The organism is Bacillus sp. LJBS17, from assembly GCF_019334685.1.
Classification (GTDB): Bacteria; Bacillota; Bacilli; order Bacillales; family Bacillaceae; genus Bacillus; species Bacillus subtilis.
This window is the reverse complement of sequence record NZ_CP079759.1, coordinates 2,375,734-2,388,385: the sequence shown is the minus strand read 5'-3', so window position 1 is coordinate 2,388,385 and position 12,652 is coordinate 2,375,734. Positions and strand designations below refer to the sequence as shown.

Genomic DNA, 12,652 nt, shown 5'->3' with positions numbered 1-12,652 from the left:
TGGATATAGAGGGGTTTTTATGCTAATTCGTTATAAAAAATCGTTTGAAAAGATTGCGATGGGGCTTCTTTCGTTTATGCCGAATGAAAAAGACCTTAAGCAGCTTCAGCAGACAATTAAGGACTACGAAACGGATACAGACCGCCAGCTCTTTCTTTGGAAAGAGGACGAGGATATCGTCGGAGCAATCGGAGTCGAAAAAAAGGATTCTGAGGTTGAGATCCGGCATATCAGTGTGAATCCTTCTCATCGCCATCAAGGAATCGGAAAACAGATGATGGATGCTTTAAAGCATTTATTCAAAACGCAAGTACTGGTTCCAAATGAATTAACGCAGAGCTTTTTCGAACGTTGTCAAGGTCAGCAGGATCAAGACATTTCATACAATAATTAAGCAGAGGCTGTAATCAGCCTCTGCTTTAGTTTGATGACAAAATCCGAAAACAGTTTTGTTTTAGGTTTTTGTCATCCTTTCAGCGCGATTGAAAACCCTTGAAGTCTAGGAAAGCTGAGCATTGGAGCGGAGCGAATGTTTTCATTCGTGAGCACCAACGCACAGGCTTGACAACGAATGCGAGGGTTTGTCGACACGCTGAGCAGAGGCTGTCATCAGTCTCTGCTTTTTTTTCTGCGTTCTATTTCTTTTTCACGTTCACGGATGACGTCAGTCCGATCCCGCAAACGGTGTTTGTCGATAAGAAATATGTTCCTGAGTGCACTGGGCTGTCCCCATGTATACTTTTTTTTCCTGCATTCGATCCTGCATGCTTCCTCCAGTTTCTCATCTTTGATTGGCAGCATAATGCTTTTATAGGCAGAGCCCGTCTCGATTTGTTCGTAAACCGATTGCATAAGTTCGAGCAAACGGCCATGATCAAGCCCTAAGTCTTCGACTGCCCGGTGTTCTGCTTGAAGAATCCGGATGCTGTTCGCCATCAGTCTTTTTGCCCCGGCTGTATTCTGCCTTCTGTGATGATATAAAGCCACTGCAAGCTGAATAAAGCCCACCCAATAGCGTTTTCGTTTCTTTGGCGGATCTTCCTTCCAATATTCTTCTAATATTTCATGGCATTCAAAATAATCCCGTGTCGCGTGAAACTCAACGAGATAATCTATATAAGCTTTCGGATACAAGGTGTTTCCTCCTTTAATGTGCTTTTAGTGTACCATAGAAGGGATAAAAGGAAAAAAGAACGCTCGGCCTCTATTGCTTCTTAGAAAGGAAAACCAGAAGCTAAGGCTTTTTCTCCCGCTTCTGCGCTCCGAGCAAACACCTCTCGTGTTTTGAATATTCTGTACAAACTTGTTCAAAACAGGAAATGAAATAGTATTGGACGAGAGCTTTTTGGTGGCTTATACTATAGGGTAGCCAGTTTTTCCGGCAATGAGAGTGATACTTGAAAATGGTGAGATGATGGAAGAATATCAAGTGAAAATTGATACGTTTGAGGGCCCATTGGACCTGCTGCTTCATTTAATCAATCGTCTTGAAATTGACATATATGATATACCTGTGGCGAAGATCACTGAACAATATTTATTATATGTACATACGATGCGTGTGCTTGAGCTCGACATTGCCAGCGAGTATTTGGTTATGGCTGCCACGCTGCTCAGCATTAAAAGCAGAATGCTGCTCCCGAAGCAAGAGGAGGAGCTTTTTGAAGATGAATTACTTGAAGAAGAAGATCCGCGGGAGGAACTGATTGAAAAGCTGATTGAGTATCGAAAATATAAAGATGCGGCGAAGGATTTAAAAGAACGGGAAGAAGAAAGACAAAAATCGTTCACGAAACCGCCGAGTGATTTGAGTGAATATGCAAAAGAAGTAAAACAGTCTGAGCAAAAGCTCTCTGTCACGGTCTATGATATGATCGGAGCTTTTCAAAAAGTGCTGAAACGCAAAAAAATAAACAGGCCGATGGAAACAACAATTACAAGACAGGACATACCAATCGAAGCCAGAATGAACGAAATCGTGCACAGCTTGAAATCTAGAGGAACGAGAATCAACTTTATGGATCTGTTTCCATATGAGCAAAAAGAACATTTAGTAGTGACCTTTCTAGCTGTTCTCGAGCTGATGAAAAATCAGCTGGTCCTCATTGAACAGGAGCACAATTTTTCAGATATTTACATTACGGGGAGTGAATCCATTCATGGGGCTTGATATCGTGAATTGGAAAGCTATTGTGGAAGCCCTTCTTTATGCGGCAGGCGATGAAGGGCTTACAAAAAAGCAGCTGTTAACAGTGCTTGAAATCGAAGAGCCTGAACTGAACACGATCATGGCGGATGTGGCGGACGAATACCGCGGAGATACACGAGGGATTGAACTTATTGAGTATGCAGATACGTACATGCTCTCTACCAAAAAAGACTTTGCGCCTTACTTGAAAAAACTGATTGAAGTGCCGTCAAAGGGCCTTTCTCAAGCATCTTTAGAAGTACTGGCCATTGTTTCATACAAACAGCCAATTACGAGAGCAGAAATTGAAGAAATCAGAGGAGTAAAATCAGAGCGGATTTTACACAGTCTTGTCGCGAAGGCGCTATTGTGTGAAGTAGGGCGTGCCGATGGTCCGGGGCGGGCCATTTTATACGGTACTACGCCGACTTTTCTTGAACAATTCGGTCTGAAAACGCTGGACGAGCTTCCGCCGCTGCCTGAAAATGCGGAAGAAGACGTTCTTCAAGAAGAAGCAGATTTATTTTTTGAAAACTTTAACCAAACCTTCGAAGATATAAAATAGAAGTTTAATGAATCGCGCTTTTTCATCATCATAAGATATAAGGAAGAAGCTATCATGAAAGAAGCAAAATGTGAGAGACAAAGACATGAGGGGAAGATACCAAACGAAATGGGACATTCGATTGTGCGAGCGCAGACTCAAAAAACAGGCGAATTCTTATCAATGGTTGTCAATACCGTGAACGATTACCTAAATCAAACGACGCTTGAGTCCTTACAGGCTGAATTGCCTATTGAAAAAGGATACTGCTGTGATGTGCTGAGCACTCTGAGAAGAATGGCAGTATTTTGTGAAGGAGGCGCAGAAGCGTGCCGCCGTCTCCTGATGCAGGAGCCTTTTCAGGAAGCCAGAGCGGAAAAAACACTTTATAATGTGTATCACCAATGCATTGAAGAGTTCTTTATGCCGAAAAAAGACACGTGGTGTGAAAATAGCCGGGCGTCTTATACCGGGGTCAGCGCAATTGAGTTTTATCATGCTGTTCCTGCGTCGCTTGAGCAATTATTATTGCCGTTGAGCGCGGCCTTTCTGAAGATGAGGGAAGAGCTGGCTCATTACGAAGCGTCCGGATCAAGCATGGCGCCAATCAGATAACGTTTACTCTCCCTTTTTCAGGGAGAGTTTTTTTATGTTTGCTTCCAGAAATATAATTGTTATTCATAACTGATGGACATGCGCATAAACTTGTACAAACCACCACAAGGACGTGAGCAAACATGCGCATTTTCAAAAAAGCAGTATTCGTGATCATGATTTCTTTTCTTATTGCAACCGTAAATGTGAATACAGCACATGCTGCTATAGATGTCAGTGCAAAAAGCGCGATCATTATTGACGGTGCGTCAGGCAGAGTGTTATATGCCAAGGATGAGCATCAAAAAAGGCGGATCGCGAGCATCACAAAAATTATGACCGCCGTCCTCGCCATCGAATCCGGCAAAATGGATCAAACGGTGACGGTTTCGGCAAATGCTGTCAGAACAGAAGGCTCCGCCATTTATTTAACAGAAGGTCAAAAAGTGAAGCTAAAAGATCTTGTGTATGGCCTGATGCTAAGATCAGGAAACGACGCCGCTGTCGCGATTGCTGAGCATGTCGGTGGGAGCCTCGATGGGTTTGTTTATATGATGAATCAAAAAGCCGAGCAGCTTGGTATGAAAAACACCCGTTTTCAAAACCCGCACGGATTGGACGACCATGAAAATCATTATTCAACAGCCTATGACATGGCCATTTTAACTAAGTATGCTATGAAGCTGAAAGACTATCAAAAGATTTCAGGCACAAAAATATACAAAGCGGAAACGATGGAAAGCGTATGGAAAAACAAAAATAAACTGCTGACCATGCTATATCCGTACAGCACAGGAGGAAAAACAGGCTATACAAAACTTGCAAAACGGACACTGGTCTCTACGGCTTCAAAGGACGGCATTGACCTGATAGCCGTCACCATTAATGACCCTAATGATTGGGATGACCATATGAAGATGTTTAACTATGTGTTTGAGCATTATCAAACCTATTTAATTGCAAAAAAAGGGGATATTCCAAAGCTGAAAGGCACATTTTATGAATCGAAGGCTTTTATCAAACGTGATATCACCTATTTGCTGACTGAAGAGGAAAAAGAAGATGTGAAAATTAATACCACACTGCTCAAGCCGAAAAAAGCATGGGAAAAAGATGCCTCGAAAATCCCTGACATCGTAGGGCACATGGAGATCATGTTCAACGATGCAACCATCGCAAAAGTGCCGATCTATTATGAAAATGAGCGGCATCAAAAACCGAAGAAACAATTTTTTGAAACGTTTAAATCAATCTTTCTGAATGCGGCAGGCGGAGCAAAATGGTCAATATAATTTGGGTCAGTTTAACCGTGATCGGACTCGTTTTTGCGATGTGCAACGGAACTCTGCAAGATGTAAATGAAGCCGTGTTTAAGGGTGCGAAAGAAGCGATTACGATTTCATTTGGATTGATGAGCGTGCTTGTTTTCTGGCTTGGCTTAATGAAAATCGCCGAGCAGTCAGGGCTTTTGGATATTTTCAGCCGGATGTGCAGGCCTTTTATATCTAAACTGTTCCCTGATATACCGCCGGATCACCCGGCGATGGGCTATATTTTATCTAATCTTATGGCGAATTTCTTCGGCCTCGGAAATGCAGCAACTCCGCTTGGCATTAAAGCAATGGAACAAATGAAAAAGCTGAATGGAAACCGATCGGAAGCAAGCCGGTCAATGATTACTTTTTTAGCTGTTAATACGTCCTGCATCACACTCATCCCGACAACGGTGATCGCTGTCCGAATGGCTTATTCCTCCAAAACGCCGACAGATATCGTCGGGCCAAGCATTTTGGCAACGCTTATTTCCGGAATCGGTGCCATTATCATTGATCGGTATTTTTATTACCGCCGCAAAAAGAAGGGAAGGTGAGCGGATGGAAATCATCAACTGGCTGTCTTTAGCCATGATTCCAATCATTATTGCCGGAATTCTTCTTTATGGAACGATCAAAAAGGTTCCAACATATGAATCGTTTGTCGAAGGCGGGAAAGAGGGGATAGAAATTGCCTTTTCCATTATCCCCTATTTAGTCGGAATGCTTGTCGCTATAACTGTTTTCAGATCATCAGGCGCGCTTGATTTTATAATGGATCTTTTAAAACCGGCTTTCTCCGCTATCGGCATTCCTGCTGAAGTAGTGCCGCTTGCTCTGATCCGCCCGATCTCCGGTACGGCCGCTCTCGGAATGACGACCGATTTAATTGCAGTATACGGGCCCGATTCCTTTATCGGCAGGCTGGCTTCCGTCATGCAGGGATCTACAGATACAACGCTTTACGTACTGACTGTGTATTTCGGAGCAGTGGGCATTAAAAAAATGGGTGATGCATTAAAGGTGGGACTTCTTGCAGATTTAATCGGCGTAGTTGCATCTATCATCATCGTTACGTTATTATTTGGGAGCGCCTGAAAACGGCGTTTTTTTTAGATTTGGCATAGGAATTTGAAAAAGCTTGTTTGTTAAGGTTGAAAAAAGTAAGATAATACTTGAGGTGAAAGACATGGAAAGACTGCAAAAAGTGATTGCTCATGCCGGAGTTGCGTCGCGCAGAAAGGCAGAAGAGCTGATTAAAGAAGGAAAAGTAAAGGTGAATGGCAAAGTAGTAACAGAGCTAGGTGTTAAGGTCACCGGTTCTGATCAGATTGAGGTAAACGGGTTAAAGGTTGAACGCGAAGAGCCGGTTTACTTTCTCTTATATAAACCAAGAGGCGTTATTTCCGCAGCGCAAGATGATAAAGGACGCAAAGTGGTGACGGACTTTTTTAAAAATATTCCGCAGCGCATTTATCCGATTGGGCGTCTGGACTATGATACGAGCGGTCTTTTGCTTTTAACCAATGACGGCGAATTCGCCAATAAGCTGATGCACCCTAAGTATGAAATAGACAAAACATACGTGGCGAAGGTGAAAGGAATCCCGCCTAAAGAGCTGCTCAGAAAGCTGGAGCGCGGAATTAGGCTGGAGGAAGGCAAAACAGCGCCTGCTAAAGCGAAGCTGCTGTCCTTGGATAAGAAAAAGCAGACAAGCATTATTCAGCTGACGATCCATGAGGGACGCAACAGACAGGTGCGCCGCATGTTTGAAGCGATCGGACATGAGGTAATCAAGCTGAAGCGTGAGGAATACGCGTTTTTAAACCTGCGAGGCCTGCACACGGGCGATGCCAGAGAGCTTACGCCTCACGAAGTAAAAAGGCTCAGAGCACTGGCGGATCACGGTAAAAACGCTTTCTAAATTTCACATAACCTTCAAAAAGTAAGAAATGTGAAATGAACGTGCAATGATATAATTGAATGGATCTGCAATAGGGGGAAGGGGGCAGTGGACAATGAAGAAAAAAAGGCGTTTATTCATTCGGACCGGCATCCTTCTCGTTTTAATCTGCGCACTCGGCTATACCATTTACAATGCTGTATTTGCCGGCAAAGAGAGTATATCCGAAGGGTCCGACGCACCGAATTTTGTCCTTGAGGATACGAATGGGAAACGTATCGAGCTCAGTGACTTAAAAGGGAAAGGTGTTTTTTTGAATTTCTGGGGTACATGGTGTGAACCGTGCAAAAAAGAGTTTCCTTATATGGCAAACCAATATAAGCATTTTAAAAGCCAAGGTGTTGAAATTGTCGCTGTAAATGTTGGGGAGTCAAAGATAGCAGTACATAATTTTATGAAATCCTACGGAGTCAATTTCCCGGTTGTTCTGGATACAGATCGCCAAGTGCTTGATGCCTATGACGTATCTCCGCTTCCGACAACCTTTTTGATCAATCCGGAAGGAAAAGTTGTCAAGGTGGTGACCGGCACTATGACAGAAAGCATGATACACGATTATATGAATCTCATAAAACCCGGAGAGACTTCGGGATGAAGCAAGTCAAATGTGAATGCGGACATATAAACCCGGTCGGAACCGTTTTATGCGAATCGTGCGGAAGAGCTCTTCAGGAAACTCAACCTCCGCTCGCTGATATGAGATATGACGGAAGCGCAAGACGTTCGCAAACCTATAACAAAACGATCATCGATAAAATTTGGAATTTCTTTTCCTCGGTTAAGGTGGGAATATGGCTTATCGTCATAACCCTTGCCGCATCAGCGTTCGGCACCATTTTTCCCCAGGAAGCCTATCTGCCTCCGGGCGCACAGGCTGATACTTATTACAAGGAGCAGTACGGCACGTTCGGCCAGCTTTATTATTTGCTCGGGTTTCATCATTTATATGGTTCTTGGTGGTATTTGCTGCTCATTGCCTCGATCGGCATTTCACTTGTGATTTGCAGCCTTGATCGGGTCATTCCGTTGTACAGAGCGTTAAAAAACCAAGGCGTCAGAAGGAGCCCGGCTTTTTTAAGAAGGCAGCGCTTGTTCAGTGAAACAGTTACAGTACTGAACGGGGAATCGAAAGAAAAGATAGTTGCTCTATTAAAGAAAAAACATTATAGAATCAGAGAAAAAGAGGGCAGCATTCTTGCTGAAAAAGGACGCTTTTCCCGCTGGGGCCCGTATGTCAACCATATTGGATTGATCATCTTTCTGATTGGTGCGATGCTGAGATTTGTGCCTGGCATGTACGTCGATGAGACGCTTTGGGTCAGAGAAGGCGAAACCGCAGCAATTCCGGGTACAGACGGAAAATATTATTTAAAAAACAATCAATTCAGCGTAGAGACCTATAACAGCAAAACGGAAAAAAAGGTATTTGCAGATGCCATTGACAGAGTCGGGGACGGTAGAGTGGCAAAGAACTTTCAAACCGATGCCGTACTCTACAAGAGAGAAGGAAAAATTGTTTATGGCGAGAAGCCGAAGCTGAAAAAAGTAACAGAAGAAGACATCCGTGTCAATCAGCCGCTGCGTTTTGATTCTTTTTCCGTTTACCAGGTGGATTACAAAGAGAATCAGCTTGACCAGATGGTGTTCCAGCTGATTGATAAAAAAACAAAAAAATCCTTTGGGAGCCTGAAGATCAACCTTCTGGATCCAGATTCGGTCTATGATCTTGGCAACGGTTACAAGGTGGAAATCGCCAGCTACCTGCCTGACTTCTATTTTAATCAGGACGGAGAGCCGAGCACAAAAACAAAGATCCCTAACAATCCGGCTTTTGTCTTTAATATTATAACGCCGGACAAACCGAAAGGCGAAAAGAGCTTTGTCGCCATCCAAGAAACCATCGAAGGATCAGGCAATAATAAATACAAGCTGAAATTTGACCATGTCGAAACGAAAAACATTACTGGGCTTACAGTCAGAAAGGATCTGACACTCTGGGTGCTTGCTGTCGGCGGAGCCATTTTTATGATCGGTGTTATTCAAGGTATGTACTGGCAGCATCGAAGAATTTGGCTGCACTCACAGGACGGTGCAGTTATGGTAGCGGGGCATACCAATAAAAACTGGTTTGGCCTGAAGAAGGATTTAGCATTTATATTGGCTGATTCCGGACTGACTGAACCGGTGGACCAAAAAGAATTAATCAAAACACAGAAATAGGCGAAAAGGGAGTGATGTCATGGCAGAGCTGAGCGGAAATTTTCTTTATGCGGCCTTTCTTGTGTATTTAATCGCTGTCCCGATCTTCGGCGGGGCCATACGCGGGAATAAAGATAAAAAGGGCAAGCCAAACCGATGGGCCAACATTGGAATCACCCTTTCTATTGTCGGTTTTTTCTGCCACCTTGGATATTTCATCACAAGGTGGGCTGCCAGCGGCCATGCGCCGGTCAGCAATATGTTTGAATTCACCACCGCTTTTGGCATGATGCTTGTTTTGGCGTTTATCATTCTTTATTTTCTCTATAGATTGCCTTCATTAGGCCTGTTTACGCTGTCAATTGCTTTATTGCTGATTGCCTACGCCAGCATGTTTCCGACAGATATCTCGCCTTTAATTCCTTCGCTCCAAAGCAACTGGCTGTATATTCATGTAACAACGGCCGCGCTTGGGCAAGCTATACTTGCCATCAGCTTTGTCGCTGGTGTCATCTTTCTTTTGAAGCATGTAGACCAGACAAAGCCAAGCAAAAAGACCTTCTGGCTTGAAGCGATTATGTTTATCCTGGTCACAACCGTCGCCTTTATTGCAATCACATCAGCATTTCGTCTTGCAGGCTATGAAGCGGAGTTTAACTGGGTGGACAAAAGTAAAGAAAAAAGCGTGATGGTGTACGAAATGCCCGCGCTTGTCGGTCCGCATCAGGGAGAGCTTTTGACCGAAGGAAGAATGGAACCGCTTGTTGATCTTCCCGCGCTTTTCTCAGGCAGAAAAGTGAACACTGTCATTTGGTCATTTGGAGCAGGTCTTGTGTTGTATGGGGCTCTCCGTCTGATCATCAGAAAAAGAATCAGCGCTCTATTACATCCGCTGGTGAAAAACGTCAATCTTGATCTGGTGGATGAGGTTGGGTACAGGGCCGTATCAATCGGATTTCCGATCTTTACACTCGGCGCGCTGATCTTTGCAATGATTTGGGCTCAGCTTGCGTGGACCAGGTTTTGGGGCTGGGACCCTAAGGAAGTATGGGCGCTGATCACATTTTTGTTCTATGCCGCTTACTTGCATTTAAGACTGTCAAGAGGCTGGCACGGTGAGAAGTCAGCATGGCTGGCCGTAATCGGTTTTGCTATTATTATGTTTAATTTAATATTCGTAAATCTTGTGCTTGCCGGACTTCATTCTTATGCATAGTCCTTTGAAAGCGACACAGTTCTCAAACTTTCTCGCGATTTGATAAAATGAAAGTAACAGAAGGAAAGCAGGGGGAAAACATGGACCAAACGAACGAAACAAAAATATTAGTAGTTGATGACGAAGCCAGAATTCGCCGCCTTTTAAGAATGTATCTTGAACGTGAAAATTATGCTATAGATGAAGCTGAAAATGGTGATGAAGCCATTGCCAAAGGGCTTGAATCCAATTATGATTTAATTTTGCTTGATCTGATGATGCCGGGGACTGATGGAATTGAAGTGTGCCGGCAAATTCGTGAAAAAAAAGCGACACCCATTATCATGCTGACCGCAAAAGGAGAAGAAGCAAACCGGGTGCAGGGGTTTGAAGCGGGAACAGATGATTATATTGTTAAGCCGTTCAGCCCGAGAGAAGTCGTGCTGCGTGTAAAGGCCCTTTTGAGAAGAGCATCCCAAACCTCTTATTTCAATGCCAATACACCGACGAAAAATGTGCTCGTGTTTTCACATCTGTCAATAGACCATGATGCTCACCGCGTAACAGCTGATGGAACAGAAGTGAGCCTGACGCCAAAAGAGTATGAGCTTCTATATTTCTTAGCGAAAACGCCTGACAAGGTGTATGATCGGGAAAAGCTTCTGAAAGAAGTGTGGCAATATGAGTTTTTTGGTGATTTACGCACAGTGGACACTCACGTCAAACGCTTGAGAGAGAAGCTGAACAAGGTATCTCCGGAAGCTGCGAAAAAAATTGTCACAGTATGGGGTGTAGGTTATAAATTTGAGGTCGGCGCTGAATGAAATTTTGGAAAAGCGTAGTAGGCAAGCTGTGGTTTACGATCCTTTCACTCGTTTTGATCGTATTGTTCATTTTAACGGTTCTTTTGCTGGAGTTTATTGAAAACTACCATGTGGAAGAAGCCGAGAATGATTTAACACAGCTTGCGAATAAAGTTGCTGTCATCCTAGAAAATCACGAGGACCAGGCATTGGCAAGGTCAATCACTTGGGAGCTCGCTGATAACTTAACAAGCATTGCCATCATCCAGGATGAGAAGAACCACTGGTATTCTCCGAATGATAAAAATCGCCTGTCGTCTATTACGGTTGAGCAAATACAGCATGACAAAGACTTAAATAAAGCTCTCAAAGACCATAAAAAAGTAAGCAAACGGACGGGACTGAGCGATACAGACACGGATAATGAACGCCTGATTGTAGGTGTCCCATATGAAAAAGACGGAAAGAAAGGCATGGTCTTTTTATCCCAGTCTTTGCTTGCCGTTAAAGATACAACAAAACATACTACCCGCTATATTTTTCTTGCCGCTGGAATTGCGATTGTGCTGACCACATTTTTCGCATTCTTTTTATCAAGCAGGGTCACGTACCCTCTCCGAAAAATGAGAGAAGGCGCGCAGGATTTGGCGAAGGGCAAGTTCGATACAAAAATCCCGATTTTAACTCAGGATGAAATCGGTGAACTGGCGACCGCTTTTAATCAAATGGGCCGGCAGCTTAACTTTCATATCAATGCGCTCAATCAAGAAAAAGAGCAGCTTTCTAACATTTTGAGCAGTATGGCTGACGGGGTTATTACCATTAATATTGACGGTACGATTCTTGTGACCAACCCGCCGGCTGAACGTTTTCTTCAGGCTTGGTATTATGAACAGAACATGAATATCAAAGAAGGCGACAACCTTCCGCCTGAAGCAAAAGAGCTGTTTCAAAACGCTGTCAGCACTGAAAAAGAACAAATGATTGAGATGACGCTGCAAGGCAGATCATGGGTGCTTTTGATGTCGCCGCTTTATGCGGAATCGCATGTCAGAGGAGCGGTTGCCGTACTGCGTGACATGACAGAAGAACGCCGCCTTGATAAGCTGCGGGAGGACTTTATCGCAAATGTCAGTCATGAGCTGAGAACACCAATCTCCATGCTTCAAGGATACAGTGAAGCAATTGTCGATGACATTGCAAGCTCTGAAGAAGACCGGAAAGAAATTGCCCAAATCATTTATGACGAATCGCTCCGAATGGGCCGTTTAGTTAATGATTTGCTTGATTTAGCCCGAATGGAATCAGGCCATACAGGCTTACATTATGAAAAAATCAATGTGAATGAGTTTTTAGAAAAGATCATTCGGAAGTTTTCCGGTGTTGCGAAAGAAAAAAATATTGCTTTACATCATGACATTTCTCTCACAGAAGAGGAATTTATGTTTGATGAAGACAAGATGGAGCAGGTATTTACCAATTTGATCGATAACGCGTTGCGGCATACTTCATCCGGTGGCAGTGTCTCCATTTCAGTCCATTCTGTGAAGGATGGATTGAAAATTGATATCAAAGACTCCGGGTCCGGCATACCGGAAGAAGATCTGCCATTTATCTTTGAGCGGTTTTATAAGGCAGATAAAGCGCGGACAAGGGGCAGAGCAGGAACCGGGTTAGGGTTGGCTATCGTTAAAAATATCGTGGAAGCCCACAATGGATCAATTACTGTGCACAGCCGAATAGATAAAGGAACAACATTTACTTTTTATATTCCGACAAAACGGTAAAATCGAGTCTGAATTTGCCGAAGAATCTTGTTCCATAAGAAACACCCGCTGACTGAGCGGGTGTTT

14 protein-coding genes are annotated in these 12,652 nt (G+C 43.6%); 13 read left to right on the top strand and 1 reads right to left on the bottom strand.

Annotated features, from left to right (window positions below):
* Window positions 1–19 precede the first annotated feature (19 nt).
* Window positions 20–394 carry a GNAT family N-acetyltransferase RibT gene (gene ribT, locus KXZ66_RS12245; RefSeq protein ID WP_003223910.1) on the top strand — a complete coding sequence of 125 codons (375 nt, stop codon included), beginning with the start codon at window positions 20–22 and terminating at the stop codon, window positions 392–394.
* Window positions 395–609: 215 nt separating this feature from the next.
* Here the strand turns inward: ribT and KXZ66_RS12240 are convergent, their stop codons facing one another.
* Complete coding sequence (locus tag KXZ66_RS12240; protein ID WP_187001796.1) at window positions 610–1,134, bottom strand: DUF309 domain-containing protein; 525 nt, start codon at window positions 1,132–1,134, stop codon at window positions 610–612.
* 280 nt (window positions 1,135–1,414) lie between these two features.
* Here KXZ66_RS12240 and scpA point away from each other — a divergent pair, with 280 nt between their 5' ends.
* The 12 genes from scpA (at window position 1,415) to resE (ending at window position 12,586) form a co-directional block, all read left to right on the top strand.
* Window positions 1,415–2,170 (top strand): segregation/condensation protein A, encoded by a 756-nt coding sequence (gene scpA, locus KXZ66_RS12235; RefSeq protein WP_003246108.1) that lies wholly within the window; start codon window positions 1,415–1,417, stop codon window positions 2,168–2,170.
* Complete coding sequence (gene scpB / locus KXZ66_RS12230; RefSeq protein WP_003223904.1) at window positions 2,160–2,753, top strand: SMC-Scp complex subunit ScpB; 594 nt, start codon at window positions 2,160–2,162, stop codon at window positions 2,751–2,753. The genes scpA and scpB overlap by 11 nt, the downstream gene beginning before the upstream one ends.
* 54 nt (window positions 2,754–2,807) lie before the next feature.
* Window positions 2,808–3,347, top strand: coding sequence for a YpuI family protein (locus tag KXZ66_RS12225; RefSeq protein WP_014477219.1), 540 nt, complete (start codon window positions 2,808–2,810; stop codon window positions 3,345–3,347).
* Window positions 3,348–3,469: 122 nt separating this feature from the next.
* Complete coding sequence (dacB, locus tag KXZ66_RS12220) at window positions 3,470–4,618, top strand: D-alanyl-D-alanine carboxypeptidase DacB (protein WP_014480157.1); 1,149 nt, start codon at window positions 3,470–3,472, stop codon at window positions 4,616–4,618.
* The gene (spmA, locus tag KXZ66_RS12215; RefSeq protein WP_004398980.1) at window positions 4,606–5,196 is read left to right on the top strand and encodes a spore maturation protein SpmA; all 591 of its coding nucleotides are present in this window, start codon (window positions 4,606–4,608) and stop codon (window positions 5,194–5,196) included. The genes dacB and spmA overlap by 13 nt, the downstream gene beginning before the upstream one ends.
* Before the next feature lie 4 nt (window positions 5,197–5,200).
* A complete protein-coding gene (gene spmB, locus KXZ66_RS12210; protein ID WP_003230509.1) occupies window positions 5,201–5,737 on the top strand; it encodes a spore maturation protein SpmB in 537 nt (178 codons plus the stop codon).
* Window positions 5,738–5,828: 91 nt separating this feature from the next.
* Window positions 5,829–6,563 carry a 23S rRNA pseudouridine(2605) synthase RluB gene (rluB, locus tag KXZ66_RS12205; protein ID WP_004398815.1) on the top strand — a complete coding sequence of 245 codons (735 nt, stop codon included), beginning with the start codon at window positions 5,829–5,831 and terminating at the stop codon, window positions 6,561–6,563.
* Window positions 6,564–6,657: 94 nt separating this feature from the next.
* Window positions 6,658–7,197 carry a thiol-disulfide oxidoreductase ResA gene (resA, locus tag KXZ66_RS12200; protein WP_003230513.1) on the top strand — a complete coding sequence of 180 codons (540 nt, stop codon included), beginning with the start codon at window positions 6,658–6,660 and terminating at the stop codon, window positions 7,195–7,197.
* Window positions 7,194–8,822, top strand: a complete 1,629-nt coding sequence (gene resB / locus KXZ66_RS12195; RefSeq protein WP_038429221.1) for a cytochrome c biogenesis protein ResB — start codon at window positions 7,194–7,196, stop codon at window positions 8,820–8,822. Before resA ends, resB begins: the two co-directional genes overlap by 4 nt.
* 19 nt (window positions 8,823–8,841) lie before the next feature.
* On the top strand, window positions 8,842–10,017 hold the full coding sequence (gene resC, locus KXZ66_RS12190) for a cytochrome c biogenesis protein ResC (RefSeq protein ID WP_032726062.1): 1,176 nt from the start codon (window positions 8,842–8,844) through the stop codon (window positions 10,015–10,017).
* 80 nt (window positions 10,018–10,097) lie between these two features.
* Window positions 10,098–10,820 (top strand): DNA-binding response regulator ResD, encoded by a 723-nt coding sequence (resD, locus tag KXZ66_RS12185; RefSeq protein WP_128747152.1) that lies wholly within the window; start codon window positions 10,098–10,100, stop codon window positions 10,818–10,820.
* The gene (resE, locus tag KXZ66_RS12180; RefSeq protein ID WP_021481567.1) at window positions 10,817–12,586 is read left to right on the top strand and encodes a sensor histidine kinase ResE; all 1,770 of its coding nucleotides are present in this window, start codon (window positions 10,817–10,819) and stop codon (window positions 12,584–12,586) included. Before resD ends, resE begins: the two co-directional genes overlap by 4 nt.
* The last annotated feature ends 66 nt before the right edge of the window (window positions 12,587–12,652 follow it).